General features: G+C 63.2%; 20 protein-coding genes. 9 read left to right on the forward strand and 11 right to left on the reverse strand.

The features are described 5' to 3' along the window. Nucleotide 1: 1 nt before the first annotated feature. Nucleotides 2-859: an oxidoreductase gene (locus tag JMY28_RS21615; RefSeq protein WP_201697948.1), complete on the reverse strand. Its 858-nt coding sequence runs from the start codon at nucleotides 857-859 to the stop codon at nucleotides 2-4. A 119-nt stretch (nucleotides 860-978) separates the two neighbouring features. Between JMY28_RS21615 and JMY28_RS21620 the strand changes: the two genes are divergently transcribed. Beyond that, nucleotides 979-1,950 carry a LysR family transcriptional regulator gene (locus tag JMY28_RS21620; protein ID WP_201697949.1) on the forward strand — a complete coding sequence of 324 codons (972 nt, stop codon included), beginning with the start codon at nucleotides 979-981 and terminating at the stop codon, nucleotides 1,948-1,950. A gap of 50 nt (nucleotides 1,951-2,000) precedes the next feature. On the opposite strand, the gene JMY28_RS21625 is transcribed toward JMY28_RS21620, so the two are convergent. The 3 genes from JMY28_RS21625 to JMY28_RS21635 form a co-directional block, all read right to left on the reverse strand. Continuing rightward, entirely contained in the window at nucleotides 2,001-2,717 is a 717-nt protein-coding gene (locus JMY28_RS21625; protein WP_201697950.1) for a transposase, read from the reverse strand. Nucleotides 2,718-2,972: 255 nt separating this feature from the next. Next, the gene (locus tag JMY28_RS21630) at nucleotides 2,973-3,362 is read right to left on the reverse strand and encodes a cupin domain-containing protein (RefSeq protein WP_201697951.1); all 390 of its coding nucleotides are present in this window, start codon (nucleotides 3,360-3,362) and stop codon (nucleotides 2,973-2,975) included. Between the two features lie 71 nt (nucleotides 3,363-3,433). After that, on the reverse strand, nucleotides 3,434-4,276 hold the full coding sequence (locus JMY28_RS21635) for a helix-turn-helix transcriptional regulator (RefSeq protein ID WP_201697952.1): 843 nt from the start codon (nucleotides 4,274-4,276) through the stop codon (nucleotides 3,434-3,436). Nucleotides 4,277-4,531: 255 nt separating this feature from the next. Here JMY28_RS21635 and tatA point away from each other — a divergent pair, with 255 nt between their 5' ends. Together tatA and JMY28_RS21645 are read left to right on the forward strand one after the other, a co-directional pair. After that, nucleotides 4,532-4,759: a Sec-independent protein translocase subunit TatA gene (gene tatA, locus JMY28_RS21640; protein ID WP_201697953.1), complete on the forward strand. Its 228-nt coding sequence runs from the start codon at nucleotides 4,532-4,534 to the stop codon at nucleotides 4,757-4,759. 180 nt (nucleotides 4,760-4,939) lie between these two features. Further along, nucleotides 4,940-5,302: a BON domain-containing protein gene (locus tag JMY28_RS21645; protein ID WP_201697954.1), complete on the forward strand. Its 363-nt coding sequence runs from the start codon at nucleotides 4,940-4,942 to the stop codon at nucleotides 5,300-5,302. An 80-nt stretch (nucleotides 5,303-5,382) separates the two neighbouring features. Here the strand turns inward: JMY28_RS21645 and JMY28_RS21650 are convergent, their stop codons facing one another. Both JMY28_RS21650 and JMY28_RS21655 read right to left on the reverse strand, forming a co-directional pair. After that, on the reverse strand, nucleotides 5,383-5,703 hold the full coding sequence (locus JMY28_RS21650) for a DoxX family protein (protein WP_201697955.1): 321 nt from the start codon (nucleotides 5,701-5,703) through the stop codon (nucleotides 5,383-5,385). Between the two features lies 1 nt (nucleotide 5,704). Next, complete coding sequence (locus JMY28_RS21655; protein ID WP_201697956.1) at nucleotides 5,705-6,085, reverse strand: DUF4267 domain-containing protein; 381 nt, start codon at nucleotides 6,083-6,085, stop codon at nucleotides 5,705-5,707. A 115-nt stretch (nucleotides 6,086-6,200) separates the two neighbouring features. Here JMY28_RS21655 and JMY28_RS21660 point away from each other — a divergent pair, with 115 nt between their 5' ends. Then, nucleotides 6,201-6,809: a TetR/AcrR family transcriptional regulator gene (locus JMY28_RS21660; protein WP_201697957.1), complete on the forward strand. Its 609-nt coding sequence runs from the start codon at nucleotides 6,201-6,203 to the stop codon at nucleotides 6,807-6,809. A gap of 111 nt (nucleotides 6,810-6,920) precedes the next feature. Here JMY28_RS21660 and acnB read toward each other — a convergent pair whose 3' ends face one another. Both acnB and JMY28_RS21670 read right to left on the reverse strand, forming a co-directional pair. Continuing rightward, a complete protein-coding gene (acnB, locus tag JMY28_RS21665; RefSeq protein WP_201697958.1) occupies nucleotides 6,921-9,506 on the reverse strand; it encodes a bifunctional aconitate hydratase 2/2-methylisocitrate dehydratase in 2,586 nt (861 codons plus the stop codon). Between the two features lie 179 nt (nucleotides 9,507-9,685). After that, nucleotides 9,686-10,072, reverse strand: coding sequence for a DUF3175 domain-containing protein (locus tag JMY28_RS21670; RefSeq protein WP_201697959.1), 387 nt, complete (start codon nucleotides 10,070-10,072; stop codon nucleotides 9,686-9,688). A gap of 145 nt (nucleotides 10,073-10,217) precedes the next feature. Between JMY28_RS21670 and JMY28_RS21675 the strand changes: the two genes are divergently transcribed. Both JMY28_RS21675 and JMY28_RS21680 read left to right on the forward strand, forming a co-directional pair. Further along, nucleotides 10,218-10,508 carry a hypothetical protein gene (locus JMY28_RS21675; RefSeq protein ID WP_201697960.1) on the forward strand — a complete coding sequence of 97 codons (291 nt, stop codon included), beginning with the start codon at nucleotides 10,218-10,220 and terminating at the stop codon, nucleotides 10,506-10,508. A 212-nt stretch (nucleotides 10,509-10,720) separates the two neighbouring features. Beyond that, on the forward strand, nucleotides 10,721-10,990 hold the full coding sequence (locus JMY28_RS21680; RefSeq protein WP_201697961.1) for a hypothetical protein: 270 nt from the start codon (nucleotides 10,721-10,723) through the stop codon (nucleotides 10,988-10,990). Between the two features lie 27 nt (nucleotides 10,991-11,017). Here JMY28_RS21680 and JMY28_RS21685 read toward each other — a convergent pair whose 3' ends face one another. Continuing rightward, on the reverse strand, nucleotides 11,018-11,629 hold the full coding sequence (locus tag JMY28_RS21685) for a LysE family translocator (protein WP_407945526.1): 612 nt from the start codon (nucleotides 11,627-11,629) through the stop codon (nucleotides 11,018-11,020). Nucleotides 11,630-11,732: 103 nt separating this feature from the next. Continuing rightward, entirely contained in the window at nucleotides 11,733-13,736 is a 2,004-nt protein-coding gene (gene prpR, locus JMY28_RS21690) for a propionate catabolism operon regulatory protein PrpR (protein ID WP_201697962.1), read from the reverse strand. Nucleotides 13,737-13,902: 166 nt separating this feature from the next. Between prpR and JMY28_RS21695 the strand changes: the two genes are divergently transcribed. Next, on the forward strand, nucleotides 13,903-14,787 hold the full coding sequence (locus JMY28_RS21695; RefSeq protein WP_201697963.1) for an isocitrate lyase/PEP mutase family protein: 885 nt from the start codon (nucleotides 13,903-13,905) through the stop codon (nucleotides 14,785-14,787). A 43-nt stretch (nucleotides 14,788-14,830) separates the two neighbouring features. Beyond that, nucleotides 14,831-16,162: an MFS transporter gene (locus JMY28_RS21700; protein WP_201697964.1), complete on the forward strand. Its 1,332-nt coding sequence runs from the start codon at nucleotides 14,831-14,833 to the stop codon at nucleotides 16,160-16,162. A gap of 6 nt (nucleotides 16,163-16,168) precedes the next feature. Here JMY28_RS21700 and JMY28_RS21705 read toward each other — a convergent pair whose 3' ends face one another. Beyond that, on the reverse strand, nucleotides 16,169-17,149 hold the full coding sequence (locus JMY28_RS21705; protein WP_201697965.1) for a bifunctional helix-turn-helix transcriptional regulator/GNAT family N-acetyltransferase: 981 nt from the start codon (nucleotides 17,147-17,149) through the stop codon (nucleotides 16,169-16,171). 194 nt (nucleotides 17,150-17,343) lie between these two features. Here JMY28_RS21705 and JMY28_RS21710 point away from each other — a divergent pair, with 194 nt between their 5' ends. Then, nucleotides 17,344-19,278: a potassium transporter Kup gene (locus JMY28_RS21710; protein WP_201697966.1), complete on the forward strand. Its 1,935-nt coding sequence runs from the start codon at nucleotides 17,344-17,346 to the stop codon at nucleotides 19,276-19,278. Nucleotides 19,279-19,292: the final 14 nt, after the last annotated feature.

Below are 19,292 nucleotides of genomic sequence, written 5' to 3' on the forward strand. Positions count from 1 at the left end.
TTCAGGCGGCGAAGTCGGTCGACGTCGACAGGTCCTTCCACGTTTGCGTTTCCTGCGCCACATAAGCGTTCTTCGCAGCGATGGCAGCCAGTGTGTCCGTGCCGAGTGGAAGGCGCAATGGTGGGTTAGTCGCGTCGACAAGTGCGATCAATGCGGCCGCAAGCTTCGTCGGGTCGCCGGGCTGGTTGTGATTCATTTGCACGGCCTTGCGGCGAACTGCACCCGAGGTTTCGTCGTAGTCGTCGATCACGTCAGGCGCAACGACCAGCGAAGACGCATCCAGAAAGTCCGTGCGGAAATACCCCGGTTCGACGACGGTCGCGTGAATGCCTAGCGGTTTCAGTTCGGCATGCAATGCTTCCGTAATCCCCTCGACGGCGAACTTCGTCGACGAGTACACGCCAAATCCGGCCGCGGCCCGGTAGCCGCCAATCGATGAAATATTGATCACATGGCCCGAGCGGTTTGCGCGCATCGTCGGCAACACGGCGCGCGTGACGTTCAGAAGTCCGAATACATTTGTGTCGTACATGCGGCGCACGTCTTTGTCCGCGGATTCCTCGACCGCACCGAGCAGACCGAAGCCGGCGTTGTTGACCAATACGTCGACGCGGCCGAATTTTTCAAGCGCCAACTGCACCGCCGACTTTGCCTGGGCCTCATTGGTCACGTCCAGCGCAACCGGCAGCAGCGCAGCCGACTCGCCGAGACGCTCGACGATAGCCTGGACGTTACGTCCGGCAGCCACGACTGCGTTGCCGTTGGCGAGCGCTGCTTCGGCAATCAATGCGCCAATGCCTCGCGAAGCGCCGGTGATGAACCATACGCGTTTAAAGCCACCTTGTTGAGCGTCAGCCATGATGTCTCTCCTACGTGTGTGATGAGGTGATGCCATGGTAAGCGACGCGATTGACACAAACTAGCCGTATATTACTGGAGTGATAATCAACGTTTATTTGCGAATCAGGGGCGCCGGAAATGAACGAAATTCGTGCGATCACCACTTTCGTCCGTGCCGCGGCGCTCGGTAGCCTGCGTGGCGCGGCGGTCGACCAAGGCATCTCGCCGCAGGCCGCGAGCCATGCGGTGATGCAGTTGGAGAAGGCGCTGGGCGTGCGGCTCTTTCATCGGACCACCCGCAAGCTGAGCCTGACCGAGGAGGGCCAACGGCTTCTCGACAGCGTGGAACCGGCGCTCGCCATGCTGTCGTCTGCGCTCGACGAGGCGCGGCACTCGAAAGAAGACGTGGCAGGCATGCTGCGCGTGAGCGCGCCGCGCGCATTCGGGCTCCCGGTCCTGTGGCCGTACTTCGAGGAATTCCAGAAGCGCTATCAGAACGTGCAACTCGAAGTGCAATTCGACGATCAATTCACGGATCTCGTGACTGACCGCTCCGATGTGGGATTTCGCGGTGGACCACCGCCTTCGGGCGGCTCGATCGCACGCCGGCTGGTGCCGATCCAGCTGATCGTGTGCGCGTCGCCGGACTATATCGATCGAAACGGCGCGCCGCGGACCATTGACGAACTCGCTCAACATCGCTGCACCGGGTACCGCCGTGCAAACACGGGCAAGCTTGCGCAGTGGCAGTTTCGTATCGGCGATGAAATCGTCTATCGCGACGTGCCCGCTGCCATCTGCGTGAACGACACGGAACTGGAAACGCAGGCTGTGCTTTCTGGTCTCGGCATCGGGCAGTTGGGTAGCTTCAACGCCACGATGCATATCAGAAGCGGTCGACTCATTCCGTTATTGATGCAGCACGCGACCGAATACGGCACGATCTACATCTACTATAAGCATCGAACCGAACAATCGCTGCGCGTGAAGACATTCATCGACTTCATGGTTGAGCGCATGGCCGGCAACCGGAACTTCTTTCTCGATCCGTCCGAACTTCGCGATGCGCAGCAGCCTCAGCCGAAACGTGCCGCGAAGCGACGTGGATAGTCGCCACGCGTTGCACCTCTCAAACAAGCAAGGTTTACTGGCTTATTTGGTTAGCCCTCGTGTGCGAAGGCGTGTGCCGTGCGAACCCTGGGCGGCCGGTCGCGCAGCAGCAGCGGCGTTAAACGCCGGTTGGCTGTCTGCGCCGCCCACTCGCAATACGCGGCGCTGCCGAGCACCCAACCCTTGAGCGTGGACTGCATCAGATTGTCGACCTCGCGTTCGTCAAGAGGCTGTGCGCCCAGATCGCGGTATGACTGCTGGCGCTCGAGCGGCGTATTGCCGAGCGCCCGGTAGAGGGGATGGTCCTTGATGAAGCGATCGACACGCAGTCCGATGTGGTGCGTGTAGCTCGACCATGGGTAGTTTCCCGGTTCGGCCACATGGCGGTTGCGCACCGGCGCATGATCGATGACCTGGCTCGCGAGCAGGAAATACCGGTCTGGCTCGATCACGGTTGCATGGTACCCGCCACGCCACACCGTACCGCGGCGTCCATGGCGGCGGTTGAAGGTCTCGACATAGCGACGGCCAACCGCCTGCATCGCCATGGCCAGGCTCGACTCGTATGAAGGCGTGACGAGGAACTGCACCGCGTCGGGCATGAGTACCCACGCGTGGACTGCCAGATCGGCGACGCGCGCGGCGTCCGCCAGGCAGGCGAGAAAGTAAAGGTAGTCTCCTTCGTCGAGGAATGCGGGCCCCGTGAGCCCCTGCAAGATAACGTGCTGCGGTTGTTCTGGGACGTAGTGCCGTGCGAGCCGTGTCATGCTGAATTAACCGGAAATCCGATTTGAGAAAGCGATCCGACTGGTATCGGACGCTCGCCGTTGTGTAACGTGCGTACACGATCAAATTCTATGGGGCACGCGCGTACATCTGCGTCGCGAACAAGCCTTTTTTCTGGCCTCACTTCGCTGTTTTGACGGTTCGTATGCGGCCCTTTTTTATGTCACCGCTGAATAGCAACGCTGCGCCCCAGACTCCATTCGCAGACATCTGAACCGGTGATCCGTATCGAGGCGTCACGTGTTGCCGGTTGGAACGATTCCCGTGGCCTCGACCATCAGGATCACCGTTTTCTCAGGCGCTCGCGGGCGATGCAGCAGCCCTTTGTGGACGACAAACGCTTGCCCCGGGCCCAAATCCACGAGCCTGTCTTCAAGATCGATTAGAAAGCGGCCACTCACGACATAAAAGAATTCGTCCTCTGCGTCGTGTTTGTGCCAGTGATATTCGCCCTGAACGACACCCAGTCGGACCACCGACTGGTTCACTTCACACAGCGTCTGGTTGTACCAGGGATGGCTGTTTGCGGCCACGAGAGCAGGCACGTCGATGATTTCGCCGGCGGCGTAGAGGACGTTAATACGGGTCAGATACGGAAAGGCATCGGTGCTCACATGGATCTCCATGAACGCTAGTTCGTGTCGAACATGCGAACCACTTTAGGCGGTGCCAGTTCTGTGGGTCTTGTACCCGAGCGTCACTCTTTGGTACAGGAGCGATCTTCGAGCAACTGCGCGCGGTACGCGCCGGGGGGTAGGCCCATCTTGCGACGAAAGACGCGCGTAAAGTGGCTTTGGTCGGTGAAACCGGCGGCCTGAGCAATGGCTGCGAGCGAATGGTGCCCATTGGTCAATTGAGCGCAGGCGAAGTCGAGCCGAAGCTGACGCACGTACTCGCCCACAGTACAGCCAAAGTGCTTGCGGAATTCACGCGCGAGGTGGTCGGCGCAAACATGGCTGTCCGAAGCAATTTCATCCAGCGTCAACGACTCACGAAAGCGATCGTGCAGTAATGCTTCCACGCGACCGAGCCATCGACGTGAACCGCCAACCGCCGCCGCAGGCGGGACGGATCGCTCGCACGCTGCAAGAAGTTCGAGTACCAGACCTTCAACGGCCAACGGTGTGGCCGAATCCTGTTCACGACACTCGCGGACCAGACGGCGCATGAACGACAGCGGCGCTCCGTTGGCAAAGTCATCTGGACGATCGAGGACCCGCGCGCGGCCACCAAGCCGCTGCAGCCACAAGGACGAAAACTCGAGATGGAGTGCCTTGCCGCCGGCGCCGTACCAACAATTTGCATGCGGTACGCCTGCGGGGAAAAACGTCAATGACATCGGCCCGTCTTCGCCACGGCGTGTCGGCCAGGATCGTGTACCGCGGCCGTTCAGCACGTAACAGAAAAAGGGATTCACATGTTCGTGCTGGGGGATGATCAGATCCGTTGCGAAACGAGTCTCCACGACCGAGATGCCGTCATCGCCGTATTGCAGGGTGGTGGTGCCGAAGTAGTCGCCCGGTTCAAGTACCCTCAACATGGGACCGCTCCCCAAGAGATTTTGCAGTCGATATTACACACTTCGATGGAAGCGAAATTGCGGACTCGGTCCCACTTTGTATTTGAGTGTATCGACTGCGTGCGTTGATACGTGCGTCTACAAAACCGCCGTTGCAGGAAACGAATGAGATACATCCTCGCGTTCCAATAGCGCATGACGAGTATGACGAGCCGCAAGTTCCATGTTATTCGTCGCGAGCGAAGCGCGTGACGGGAAAAGAGAGGGTTTTCAGTTATGGGTTCATTGAGCATCTGGCATTGGATGATCGTTCTACTAATCGTGGCACTAATTTTCGGTACGAAGAAGCTACGGAACATCGGTGGCGATCTGGGCGGCGCGGTGAAGGGCTTCAAGGAAGGCATGGCGCAAAGCGAAATGCCCGAAACGCAGGGTGAATTGCCGCACAGGGGTGCCGTCGACAGGCAAGCAAAGGACGTGACGCGTTCGAGTGACGTTAGCTAGCCACTATCGTTTCAGTCTCGTTCAGCGTGAACATGCCTTCGCGCCAGCGGAACGTAAAACGGGCGACGATCGAGAGGAAGCATTCGGCCACTTTGAGCGCGGCCGGAGCGAGTGTTCGGAGGGTGGTGCAATATTGAAAGCGGCCGGCGCATCCCTGCGCGGCAAAGACAGGAGTGGGTCATGAAATCGAACCTGCGATGCGCCTTGTGTGCGTTTTTTCTATTGACCGCTGCTGGCATGGCTCATGCCCAGTCGGCAAGTGCGCCAATGGACGCGTCGATGGCGCCGGCCACGACGCAGGCGGCGCCCAGCACGAAGCAAGCGGACCGCGCACTCGCCCGTGCTGTGCGACGCGCATTGTCCAGGGCGCAAGGATTCAACGTTTCCGGCGTATTCGTTCGCGCGCGAAGCGGCGCCGTGACGCTGAGCGGGACGGTTCGCACTGGCGACCAGATCCGTCAGGCGGAAGAGGTTACGCGTTCGGTGCAGGGCGTGACTTCGGTATCGAACAAGCTGACGCTCTTTCACGGCGGAAACGGCTGATTGGGACTTCACCGCGACGGCAACACAGGCAGGAAAAGCCATTCGCGCGCTGATTGCACCCGATGCAATCAGCGCGCGACTCACATCGAGATCCCTGCAAGCGCGATCACGGCGGCAAAGACACCAAGTGGCACAAGGTGCGTGAAATCGCGGTGACGCAGAACGGTCAAGAACGCCGCCGCGATGATTAGCGCCCCAAGCGCCAGGCCAACCATGCGACTGGCAGGAAGCGCAATCAGAACGGCGCACATCATCTCCAGTGCGCCGGTTAAACGGCCCCACCAGCGCGGGTAACCCCACCGGGCGAAATCGCTTTGCGTCGCGGGCGTGCCGATCGCGTTGAAGAGACCTGCGCCAAAGAAGCCGGCAACGAGAAGCCAGACCGAAAGAGTAGGGATCATCTTAGTGCCCGCCCATCATCATCGAAATCGCTGTGAAGACCATCAGCGCGGCTGTCGCGCCGTGCATGCCGAAAGCGCTTTTGGTTGAGCCTTTCGCTGCAAGAATGAGCAGCATGTCGCCAACAGGGATGAGGGCTAGCGCAAGCAGGATGGTGCCGATTCCGAGAGGCGTGCCGCAAACCATAAACGCCAGCACTGCCAATCCCGACGCAATGTCGCGCACGCCCTTGAGGCGCAGCCACCAGGCGATGTTGGCGCCGTTTTCAGGAAGCGGCAGGCCGAAACTGCGTGTCGCGGTCATTGGCCTTACAAGATATTGGGTGCCGATCGCGATAATCGCGATGGCCAGAAACAGCGCCAGTCCAATCGAAAGCCAATGCATCGCGGTGTCCTATGCTTTGTCGTGTAGTGACAAAATATAATCTAGCGTTGCTATATTTTCAAGCTTCCGTATCATAACAAGGCATGTGGACCATCGTGGTCAGGGAGATGACAAGTTGAGTATCGCCGAGCGCAAAGGCAGGCAAAGGGCCGAGCGCGAGTCCCGCATCATCGCGGTAGCGCGGTTGATCGCGGAGCGCGAAGGATGGGATGCCGTAACGGTCCGCCGCCTCGCCGAAGAGATCGAATACAGCCAGCCGGTCCTCTACTCGCATTTCGAGAACAGGGACGCGATCGTGGCAGCGGTTGCAGTCGAGGGTTTCCAGGAGCTCGCGATCGCGCTTCGGGATGCGACGCATGGATCGACTGGGCAACAGAGCGCCCTCGAACATGTCGCCATGGCCTATCTCGGCTTTGCGGGGCGGTGTCCTGCGCTTTACGAGGCCATGTTTACCCTTCCGACGGATCTGCGCTTTGCTGAAGCCGAGACCCGACCGGAATTGCGAGCGGGTTTCGAAGCGCTCGCGTCGGTCGTCACGCCGTTCTGCACCGATGTCGAGGACGTGACCGAGACCTTTTGGGCAGCCCTGCATGGGCTCGCGGAACTCGAACGCTCAGGCCGAATCCGTCCCGGCGCGCGGGTTGAACGCATCATGCTCGTTGTTCGGGCGGTCACCGTTTCAGGTCGGGCGTCTTCGACGCACGGCTACGCTATTCCCCGGTAATCCTCGGGCGATAAAAAAATGGCGCCGCAGGCATTCAGCCTGCGGCGCCATTGCGTGGCGCTACGGTGCGGATCTACGACACAAGCCCCGCGCCGTACCCCAACATCACACTTACATCGTCACCGTATCGGCCACTTCCTTGAAGTCTGCGATCTGGTCGAAGTTCATGTACTGGTAGATCTTGTCGCCGTTGGCGTTGAGCACGCCCATGTCGGCCATGTACTCTTCCTTGGTCGGGATCTTGCCCAGACGCGAGCAGATCGCCGCCAGTTCCGCCGAGCCAAGGTACACGTTCGTGTTCTTGCCCAGACGGTTCGGGAAGTTACGCGTCGACGTCGACATGACCGTCGCGCCTTCGCGCACCTGTGCCTGGTTACCCATGCACAGCGAGCAGCCCGGCATTTCGGTACGCGCGCCGGCCGTGCCGAACACGCCGTAGTGGCCTTCTTCGGTCAGCTGCTTCTGGTCCATCTTGGTCGGCGGCGCGACCCACAGCTTGACGGGAATGTCGCGCTTGCCTTCGAGCAGCTTCGACGCGGCACGGAAGTGACCGATGTTGGTCATGCACGAGCCGATGAACACTTCGTCGATCTTGGCGCCGGCGACATCAGAGAGCGTCTTCACGTCGTCCGGATCGTTCGGGCAGGCCACGATCGGCTCATGCACGTCGGCCAGATCGATTTCGATGACGGCAGCGTACTCGGCGTCCGCATCCGGTTGCAGCAGTTGCGGATCGGCCAGCCATGCTTCCATCGCCTTGATACGGCGCTGGAGGCTGCGCGGGTCCTGGTAGCCCTGGGCGATCATCCACTTCAGCAGCGTGATGTTGCTGTTGAGGTACTCGATGATCGGTTCCTTGTTCAGGTGCACCGCGCAACCGGCGGCCGAACGCTCAGCCGATGCATCCGACAGTTCGAACGCTTGCTCGACCTTCAGGTCGGGCAGGCCTTCGATTTCGAGAATGCGGCCCGAGAAAATGTTCTTCTTGCCTTGCTTGGCGACCGTCAGCGTGCCTGCCTTGATGGCGTACAGCGGAATGGCGTTGACGAGGTCACGCAGCGTGACGCCCGGCTGCATCTTGCCCTTGAAGCGCACGAGCACCGATTCCGGCATGTCCAGCGGCATCGTGCCGGTGGCTGCCGCGAAGGCGACCAGGCCCGAACCCGCCGGGAAGCTGATGCCGATCGGGAAGCGCGTGTGCGAGTCGCCGCCGGTGCCGACGGTGTCGGGCAGCAGCATGCGGTTCAGCCACGAGTGGATCACGCCGTCGCCCGGACGCAGCGCGATGCCGCCACGGTTGCTGATGAAGTTCGGCAGCGTTTGGTGCGTCTTCACGTCCACCGGCTTCGGATAAGCGGCGGTGTGGCAGAACGACTGCATGACGAGATCGGCCGAGAAGCCGAGGCACGCCAGGTCCTTCAGTTCGTCGCGCGTCATCGGGCCCGTGGTGTCCTGCGAGCCCACCGACGTCATCTTCGGTTCGCAGTACGTGCCCGGGCGCACGCCCTGGCCTTCCGGCAGACCGCACGCGCGGCCAACCATCTTCTGCGCCAGCGAGAAACCCTTGCCGCTGTCGGCCGGCTGCTGCGGCAGGCGGAACAGCGTCGACGGTGCCAGACCCAGCGCTTCACGCGCCTTGGCGGTCAGGCCGCGGCCGATGATCAGCGGAATGCGGCCGCCGGCGCGCACTTCGTCGAACAGCACGTCGGACTTGACCTGGAATTCGGAGATCACGGCGCCGTTCTTGAGTGCACGGCCTTCGTACGGGCGCAGCTCGACCACGTCGCCCATTTCCATCTGCGACACGTCGAGTTCGATCGGCAGGGCGCCGGCGTCTTCCATCGTGTTGTAGAAGATCGGGGCGATCTTGCCGCCCAGGCACACGCCGCCGAAGCGCTTGTTCGGGATGAAGGGGATGTCTTCGCCCGTGAACCACAGCACCGAGTTGGTGGCCGACTTGCGCGAGGAGCCGGTGCCGACCACGTCGCCCACGTAGGCGACCAGGTGACCCTTTTCCTTCAGCGATTCGATGAACTTGACCGGGCCGCGCTTGCCGTCTTCTTCCGGCGTGATGCCGGGACGGGCGTTCTTCAGCATCGCCAGCGCGTGCATCGGGATGTCCGGGCGAGTGGTGGCGTCCGGGGCCGGCGAGAGGTCGTCGGTGTTGGTTTCGCCCGTCACCTTGAACACGGTGATGGTCAGGCTTTGCGGCACTTCCGGACGGCTCGTGAACCATTCCGCGTCCGCCCAGCTTTGCAGCACGGCGCGTGCGTTGGCGTTGCCTTTGTCCGCGAGTTCCTTGACGTCGTGGAACTGGTCGAACATCAGGAGGGTTTTCTTCAGCGCGTCGGCCGCCACGGTGCCCACTTCGGCGTCGGACAACAGTTCGATCAGCGGCTGGATGTTGTAGCCGCCCAGCATCGTGCCGAGCAGTTCGGTGGCGCGAGCGCGCGAGATCAGTGCGCAGGCGGTTTCGCCCTTGGCCACGGCGGCCAGGAACCCGGCCTTCACGCGGGCAGCTTCGTCGACGCCTGCGGGCACGCGGTTGGTGATCAGCTCGACCAGCGTTTGCTCTTCACCGGCGGGCGGGTTCGTCAGCAGTTCCACCAGTTCGGCGGTCTGCTGAGCCGTGAGCGGCAGGGGAGGAATGCCGAGCGCGGCGCGTGCGGCTACGTGAGCGCGAAAATTTTCTAGCATTGGGGGACCTACTGGTATTGCGTTTGAAGGCGAAGGCTTTTCAGGCACTCCGAGGCTTTTCCAGGCACTGCTTTGGCCACGATTTTAATTGCAATGCTCTCTAACGTCAAATGTCTTATGTCTTATATAAGAGTTGGGCGCGACACCAATGCCGGCGTGAAAAAGCCTGCGATTTTTCCTCAGGTTTTGCGGCCGAACGCTTCGCGTAGCTTTCCCTTGGCTTTCACAAGCGTGTCGCGCCGCGATTTGGGCAGGTTTTTGCCCGCGCGATTGATATAAAAGTTCAGCATCGACATGGCCGACTGAAACGGCGTGCCCTTACGCCGCCGGCTGCGCAGCGACGATTCCTTGAGCGAACGGGCAATCGCTTCGGCGCTGCCCGACTTGAATACGCCGGCTTCGATGTCCATGGCGTCGCTCGTCTCGTTCACGTGCTTCGACCATTTATTCGTGGCGCCGCTCGAGGTGCGTTTCGTGCGACTTTTAGCAGCGCTCGCGTGGGCATGACGCTGGCGTGCGGGGCGGCCACCCTTGCGCCGCGTGGACGGATGCTGGCTCGTGCTCATGAGATCTCCCTTCTGACGATTCACCCACTGCGCAAATGCAATACCGTGGGGTCCGGCACGCTCCATGCATCCATGCGTGTGTGCAAGCGCGTGGCGTGAGGAAAACGGCTCGCGCGCGCGGAACCGGCAAAGGAGGCGGTCGATCATGAAGTCAACTCCACGCTACGAAGTGAACGTATGCGGAGGCGATTTCCAGCATGTCCGGGAATGCTTTCGCGAATGGAAAAATGAAACGCTTATCTACCGCCAGCACCAGAAGATGTTTGAGGGCCGTAACGAGGTGCGCCCGTTGGAGAAGCGCGAGTACGACAACACGGAGCAGGCGCGCAAGGCGCTGCAAAACGCCTGCGACCCGCACGATCCCTATGCGCTGGCTGCCGAGGTGAGCAATGGCGAACGCGACATGTGGATTGTGATGGCGGCTTATCGGGAATAAATGATGGGCGCAGCATCGGCGCGACACAGAGTGCGCCAGTCCAGAACCGAAGGATCGGACAGACGGGGAACGGGGTAGAGAAATTACAAGCGTGGCGGGCGGAATTGCAATTGCCGCGCACAAGGGAAGATCAGATGAAAAGCACTACGAAACCGTATACGGGATGTGCGCGCAACGATATCCCTGCAGGTATGCCGTTCAAGGAGCAGAGTATGGGACTTTCGACACACAACCCCACGCCGAACGAGGCCAATGAAACCGGCGGCGCACGCACCGCCGGCAAACAGCCGGCGCAGGAGAAACCCGCGCGGGGCGTGCCGGGTAGCTTCGATCAGCCAGAGTCACGGCCCGAGGTGATGCCGCGCGAGGGCGGACCGCATCCGGAGCAGACGGCGGAGGTGCCGCTGGGCCACCACGGTAGGGCGGAGCCGCCAGGGTCGTTCGGGCACAACAGCGCGCCCGTGAAAAGAAAGAACGGTTAGTCATGCGAAACAAGCGGGCGAGCTAACTTAGCGCCCTGCGAGCATGCGCCCGCCCAGCCCGATCAGCACGACGCCCACCACCGAGTCGAGCGCGGCTTTGCGCCGAACGAGGAACTGGCGCACGGTGGGATGCGAGGCGAGCAGGGCCATCGTGCAATACCAGGCGCACGATATGAGGATGGCGATCACGACGACGGCCACTTCGAGCCAACGCGGCGCGGCGGCGGGCACCATCAACGCGAAGATGCTGCCGTAGAACGCAATGGCCTTGGGATTCGTCATGCTGACGACATAGCCCTTTTTCGCGGCGGCCCAACCCGATGCGCCCGCCTGCGCCGAGACCTGCAAGGGCTGGCGCGCGGTGAGGAGCATTTTTGCGCCGAGCCAGATCAGATAGCCCGCGCCCGCGATGCGCAGCCCGGTGCCGATCCAGGCGACATGCGCAACGATCAGGCTCAAGCCCGCGATGGCGATCCACGCCCACGTGCCGGAAGCGGCGGCAAGACCGAGGCCGGTCGCGAGGCCGGCGCGGCGCGAAGCCACCGCCGTGGAGGTGACGATGACGAAGTTCGGCCCGGGGCTTGCGACACTCAGCAACAGCACGCCAGAAAGCGCGAGCAGGACATTGAAATAGTTCACGATGGCAGGCTCCACGGCAGGTTCGATGCGCCTTCAACGACGCATCGTTAAGCCCGTCATGATACTCCGTGCGACTGCGAGGCACGGCGCTTGACGGTTCGACTCAGCTACGTTTCATTAAACGCCAAAGCGTCGTCCGCCCTATGCCGAGGGCGCGGCTGGCGGCCGCCCGATTACCGCCATGCGTGGCGAGTGCGCGTTCGACGTCTTCCCGTGTGACCGGGGTGGCGTCGTCGCGGCGCGCTCCGTTCGAGGCAGTCGCCGCGCGCTGCGGCGCATCGCTCGCCTCGTCACGCTGCGCGAATTCCGGGAAAGAATCGTACAACGAACTATCTGCGGGCGCGCCGCTGGCTTCATCAGCAAGGAAGATGGCCGCGCGTGCAAGCAGATTCTCCAGTTCGCGAACGTTCCCCGGCCACGCATAGCTCGCGAAATACGGCGCGAACAGTGCGAGTACGCGCTCGATCGCGGCGGCGCGCAGCGCGTAGCGATCGGCCATGCGTTCGAGCAGATGGCGCGCGAGCGCGGCCATGTCCTCGCGGCGTTCGCGCAAGGGCGGCAACGGAATGTGCAGCAAATTGAGCCGGAAATACAGGTCGGCCCGGAACGCGCCTTCCTGCACCAGCGCGCGCAGGTCACGGTGCGTGGCGGCGATCACGCGCACGTCCACGGGCGTGGCGCGGCTTGCGCCCAGTTTCATCACCTCGCGCTCCTGGAGCACGCGCAGCAGGCGGCTTTGCAACGCGGGCGGCATCTCGCCAATTTCGTCGAGAAAGATCGTGCCCGTATGCGCGACTTCCACGAGGCCGGGTTTTCCGCCGCGCCGCGCGCCCGTAAACGCACCTTCTTCGTGGCCGAACAGCTCGCTTTCGATCAGCCCCTCGGGTAGCGCCGCGCAGTTGAAGGCGACGAAGGGATTGCCGCGCCGCCGGCTCGCATTGTGGATGCCCTGAGCGACGAGCTCCTTGCCCGTGCCGCTTTCGCCCGTAAGGAGCACGGTGGCGTCGTGTGCCGCGCTCATCGCCGCGAGGCGCCGCACGCGCGCCATGGAGGGCGCAACGCCGACCAGGTCGTCCAGTTCGTAGCGCGCCACGAGATGCCGCGGGCGCTGGGTCGTGCGCAGCGACCGGTCGATGCGCTGCGCGACGAGCGCATCCTGCGCCGTGACCACCGCGCCCGAGCGCGCGCCTTGTTCGACGATCGGCACGCAGCTCACGATGAGCGAGCGCCCGCCGATCTGTTCGATGCGCTCGTCGACGGCCGCGTCGCCGCCGGCCATTTCGCGCAGCAGCGGGCCCACCGAGCGGACAAGCTGTGCGCTCACATCGCGCGCGCGGTCGAGACCGAGCAGATCGAGCATGGCCGGATTGACCGCTTCGAGCTGACCGGCTTCGTCGAAAGCGGCCACGCCATCACGCAGGTGCGCGACGATCGTGTTCAGGCGCACGCGTTTGGACTCCTTCTGGCGGCTCACGCGTGCGAGTTCCACGGAGCGCTCGAAGGCCTCGTGCACCGCACCCAGCGAATAGAGGAACACGCTTTCGAGCCCAGCCGCCTGGGCGAGGTCGCAGGCCATGCCGGGGCCGATGATGACGCGGCAGCCCTCGGCTGCGAGCGCCGTGACGGCGTCGCGCACTTCGTCCACCGTGCGATAGGCGCGCTGCGCGAGGCGCAGGTTGAGCCACGCGCCGAGGTCGGCGAGTTCGTGCGAGACGCTCTCGTGCAGGATCAGCCCTATCGGCGCGCCGGGCCAGGTGGCGTTCGCGTGCGTGATGCCGGCCAGCACATCGAAGCCGTTCACCTTCACCATGACCACGGGCACGCTCAGGTTGTCGCGCAGGTACGCGCCGTTGGATCCGGCGGCGAGCACCACGTCCAGGGTGCCCGCTTCGATATAGGGCTGCAGCGCTGTGACGGCGTCGCCATAGCCTTCGCGCACGTTGAAGAAGCGCGCTTCGCTCGCATAGCGCGGCGCGACGGTTTCGCAAAGATTGCGCAGCCGGCTGATGCTCACGAGCGCGATGCTCGGTCGGCTGGCGGTCTGGGGCAGGCTGGATGGAGGCACGGCGGAATCTCGACACGAAAGGGGTGTTCTGGAACGTTTCATGAAACGTTCCAGAGATTGTGACATGAAACGCTCGTCGTGCTTAGGGTCCAGCTAAGGTATTGTTTTGTATGGCTTAGGCCTGGCTCGTGCCCGCTGGCATACATCGTGCAAATGTCTGAGCCATCTCAAAACCCACTGAACGCATCAACTGAACGGAGCCATCGCGATGACCACCTCCACCGCCGCCCGCCGCGCCGCTTTCCGCGCCAAAGTCAACGAACGCCGCGGCCTGCTCGTGCCGGGCGCCTTCAACGCCATGAGCGCCCGCGTGATCGAGGACGCCGGCTTCGAGGCGCTCTACCTCACGGGCGCAGGCGTGACCAACATGTCGTTCGGCCTGCCCGATCTCGGTTTCATCGGGCTCTCGGACGTTGCCGAGCACACGGCGCGGGTGCGCGACGCCGTCAACCTGCCGCTCATCGTCGACGCCGACACGGGCTTCGGCAACGCGCTGAACGTGCGCCAGACCGTGCGCACGCTCGAGCGCAGCGGCGCCGACGCGATCCAGTTCGAAGACCAGGTGATGCCGAAGAAGTGCGGCCACTTCGCCAACAAGGAAGTGATCGGCGCGAGCGAGATGGTGGGCAAGATCCGCGCGGCCGTGGACGCGCGTGAAGACGGCAACCTGCTCATCATGGCGCGCACCGACGCGGCCGCCGTGCACGGCATCGAAGACGCGATTGCGCGCGGCCATGCGTTCATCGAGGCGGGCGCGGATATTCTCTTTATCGAAGCCACGGAAAAGCTCGAGGATATCGAGCGCCTGCCGAAGCTCATCGACGCCCCGCAGCTCATCAACATCGTGATTGGCGGCAAGACGCCGGTGCAGTCGCGCGAAGCGCTCGCGGGCCTCGGCTACGCGCTGGTGCTGTACGCGAACGCGGCGCTGCAAGGCGCGGTGGTCGGCATGCAGCGTGCGCTCGGGCAGTTGCGCGCGAACGGCCGCCTCGACGAAGACGCGAATATCGTTGCGCCGTTCGCCGAGCGTCAGCGCCTCGTGAACAAGCCGCTGTTCGACCGGCTCGATCGCGAGTACGCACCGAAGGACTGAACGCCACCCCCGGCATTTTGAAAAACAAGAGGAGGAGACACGCATGTCGAATGAAGTGGACTTCGGAGTCCGAATCGATAACCAGACGGCAGAAATACACGCTGCACCGATCGCGCGGCCGCGCATCCGCTCGATCGTCGGGGGCCTGGCCGGCAACCTGATCGAGTGGTACGACTTTCTGGCGTACAGCATTTTTTCGATCTATTTTGCGAAGTCGTTTTTCCCGAGTGACAAGCCGACCGTGCAACTCATGAATACCGCTGCCATCGCGGCCGTGGGCTACGTCGCAAGACCGCTCGGCAGCTGGCTCGTGGGCTTCTACGCCGACCGGCACGGGCGCAAGTCCGCGCTCACGTGGTCGGTCACGGCCATGTGCATCGGCTCGCTCATGATCGCGCTCACGCCGGGCTACGCGAGTATCGGCGTGCTCGCGCCGATTGTGCTGATCGCCGCTCGCCTGCTGCAAGGCCTGAGCATGGGCGGCGAGTACGGCACCAGCGCGACTTACCTCAGCGAGATTTCACCCGCCAACCGGCGCGGCTTTTATCTCGGCTTTTTGCAGGTGAGCGTGGTGGCGGGGCAACTCGTTGCGCTCGCACTCATGCTCGTCATGCAGAACCTGCTGATGACGGCGGAGCAGATCGAGCGCTGGGGCTGGCGTGTGCCGTTTCTGCTAGGCGGCGCGCTCGCGCTTTTCGCGCTCTATATGCGGCGCAACGTGACGGAGACCGAAGCATTCGAGCGCGGCAGGCGTGAAGCCGGTCCGCCTGTGCTCAAGCAATTGCTGCTGCACTGGCGGCAGATTCTGCTTGCGATCGGCATTACCGTGGGCGGTACGGTGGGCTTCTATACGTTTACCGTGTACATGCAGAAGTACCTCGTGAACACCGTGGGCCTTTCGAAGGAAATGTCGACGCTCGTTTCCACCGGCGCGCTGCTGCTTTACATGCCGCTCCAGCCGCTCTTCGGACTCGCTTCCGACGTATTTGGCCGCCGCCCGGTGCTGATCTGCTTTGGCCTTTCGACCACGCTATTCTCCGTGCCGCTTTTCACGGCGCTCAGCCATACGCGCGATCCGCTGGTGGCGTTCCTGCTGTCGTTCGCCGGGCTCGTGATGCTGAGCGGTTTCACCTCGGTCCACATGCTCGCGAAAACAGAGTTGTTCCCCACGCGCATTCGCGCGCTTGCGGTGGGGCTGCCGTATGCGCTCACCACGGCGATTCTCGGCGGCACGACGGAGTTCGTCGCGCTGCGCTTCAAGGCGAGCGGGCACGAGCAGTACTTCTACTGGTACGTCACGGCCTGCGCGGCGATTTCGCTGATCGTGTATCTGCGCATGCCTGAAACGCGCGGGCGCACGGCGGAGTCCGTGTGATGCCGGTTAGGGGGCGCGGCGCCTCACGAAGCGCTGCTCCGTGACCTTCGTGCCCCACTGGCCCCCATCGAATTCCTCTGCCAACTGGAAGCCGAACGACTCGTACAGATGCCGCGCGGCGTCGAGGCCCTTGAACGTCCACAGGTAAGTCTCGGCGTAACGCGCATCGACGAACTGCATGGCGGTCGTCATCAACTGCCTGCCGATACCGGTGCCGCGCAGTGAGTCGTCCACGATGAACCAGCGCAGATGGGCGACGCCTGCGTCGCCGCTCCCGTGTCCGTCGATAGCAAGCGAAGCCAGTATGCGATCGCGCTCCACCGCGAGCCACAGCGCCCGGCCTTCGGCGGGCAAGGCGCCGGCGAATTCGGCCAGTTCCGTCGCCACCTTCTTCTCGAAGTAAGCGCCGAAGCCCCAGTTCGCCGCGTAGAACCGCGCGTGCAGGCTCGCGATGTCGCCAATGCAGCCGGGCAGGTAGCCTTCCACGATCTGCACGCCCGCTGTCGACGCGGTTGCGCTGTCCTCGTTGGGGTTGTCGTGCGCGAGCGCGTCAGCGTAGAGCGCGAGCGCGCGCACGAGCGCCTGCTGATCCGTGGGAACCAGCCGCCGCAGCGCGTGGGAAACCTGGTCCGTGGCGAAGCGGTCGATCTTCGCGCGCAGCTTCTGGCCCGCTGCGCTCAGGGTCAGTTCGGAGGAGCGCGCGTCGTCGTCGGCGGTCTTGCGTTTGACGAGACCGGCCGCCTCGAGCCGCGCGACCTGCCGGCTCGTGTTCGACTTGTCGAGCCGCAGGATGTCGCCTAGCGCTCTGGCGTTGATGCCCGGCTGCGCGCCGATCTCGATGATGGCGTGCACGGCGGAAGGGGCGAGATCGCTGTCCGCGAGTGTCGTGCGCATGAAGCCGAGTTCGCGCACGAGCCGCCGCGAGAACTCGCGCAGTTCGAGGATGGTCGTCTCGCGGGGCTGGGCGGGCACGTCGACAAAATCCATGATGGTCTCCGTTAGGGTCCTAATGCAGATGGTTGCGACTCGCAACTATCCGCAATCGAAATATAGGCATCCCTTGCGAATAACGCAAGTGCGCACAGCGCAGCCGCGAAATTGCCGTTCGACCCTTCACCCGTTCGCGCTCAAGAGGAACGCCGCTTGCGGGAAGGTCAAGCCTCCACGGACGCCGCGCAGCCATGCTTCAGGAACGCCTCAACCCACTCAGAGAAGCGCCGAAAGAGAAGGCGCGCAACCCGGACGACGCTTCCGGCCAGCGCGTGCTGGTGCTCGGTGCGCTCGGTGTGGTGTTCGGCGACATCGGCACGAGCCCGATCTACGCGCTGCGCGAAGCGGTCCAGACGGCGCATTCCACGGCGCAGCCCGTGGTAATGGGCGTGCTCTCCATGATCCTGTGGGCGGTGCTGATCGTCGTGGTGCTCAAGTACGCCTTGTTCGTCATGCGCGCCGATAACGAAGGCGAGGGCGGCATCGTCGCGCTCACGGCGCTCGTGCGCGCCGGGTTCGCGAAGGCAGGGCGCCCCGCGCCGCGTCTGCTCGTGCTCGCGGGGCTCGTTGGCGCGGCGATGTTCTACGGCGACGCGATGATCACGCCCGCCATCTCCGTGCTCTCCGCCGTGGAAGGGCTCAAGGAAATCAATCCCGCGTTCGATAGCGCGGTGCTGCCGGTTTCGCTGGCGATTCTCGTGGCGCTCTTCGTGTTCCAGTCGCGCGGCACCGCCGTGGTCGGGCGCACGTTCGGTCCCGTCATGGCGCTATGGTTCTTGAGCCTCGGTGCGGTAGGCGTTTATCACATCGTGCGCTATCCCGCGATTCTCGCCGCGGTGTCGCCGCTATGGGCCGTGCGGCTTACGCTCGCGCATCCGGGGCTCGCGTTCGGCGTGCTCGCCGCCGTGATTCTTGCGTTGACTGGCGCTGAGGCGCTCTACGCCGACATCGGCCACTTCGGCACGCGTTCCATTCGCATTGCGTTCTTTTGTGTCGTGTTGCCTGCGATCGTCACTGGCTATTTCGGCCAGGCCGCGACCATACTGTTCGAGCCGAGCGGCGCCAGCCAGCCGTTCTTTCGCTCGATGCCCCAGTGGGCGCTCATTCCGGCAGTTGGCATTGCCATGCTTGCGACCATCATCGCTTCGCAAGCGGTGATTTCGGGCGCATTTTCGATGACGAGCCAGGCCATCGAACTAGGCTTCCTGCCGCGCATGCGGACGATAGAGACCTCGAGCAAGCGGCGCGGCCAGGTGTATGTTCCGGCGGTGAACGCGGGGTTGCTCGTGGCCGTGGTGTTTCTGGTGCTGTTCTTTCGCAGTTCGGAGCGGCTCACTTCGGCGTATGGCCTCGCGGTGGCGATGACGATGGTGACCACGTCGATGCAGATGTTATCTGTGTGCCGCGAAGTGTGGGGCTGGCCGCGCCTCCTCACGGCGCTCACGTGCGTGCCGCTGCTGCTCGTGGACGGCATGCTGCTCGCGGCAAGCTTGCCGAAAATTCCCACGGGCGGCTGGTTCCCGGTCTCCGTGGGCGCATTGCTGTTCATCACGATGAGCACCTGGAACCGGTGCCGCGAACTTGAGGCGCGCCATGCGGTACGCGGCGAGTCGGTGGACGATTTTTTGCGCGGCATCTGCTCGGCCGATCCGAAGCCGCCCCGCGTGCCGGGCACCGCTGTCTACCCGGGCAACGTACCCGGCATGACGCCAGCCGCGCTCGCGAGTAACGTGCGGCACAATCACGTCCTGCATCGCACGGTAATCGTGTTCGCCAATGTTTCGGAGTCCGCGCCACAGGCGGACGACGAAACGCGCATTGAAGCGCGCGACCTCGGCGCGGGCTGCTGGGAGATCGTCGCGCATCATGGCTTTGTCGAGCGGCCCAATCTGCCGCACCTTTTGGCGTCGCTGCAAGGCCGGCTGGGCGACTGGCGTTTCGACCCGCGGCAGACCACCTACTATCTGCCGCGCGACGAAGTGCTGCGACAGCACGCCCAGCAAGACGTGAGCCGCTGGCGCGCGCGGCTCTTCGCTTTCATGTCGTATCACTGCGCTTCGAGCGCCGAGTATTACGGCCTGGCTCCCGAGCATGTGGTCGAACTGGGCGTGCAGGTGGCGCTCTGAGCATGGCCTTGGCC

Source organism: Paraburkholderia hiiakae (assembly GCF_904848665.1).
GTDB lineage: Bacteria > Pseudomonadota > Gammaproteobacteria > Burkholderiales > Burkholderiaceae > Paraburkholderia > Paraburkholderia hiiakae.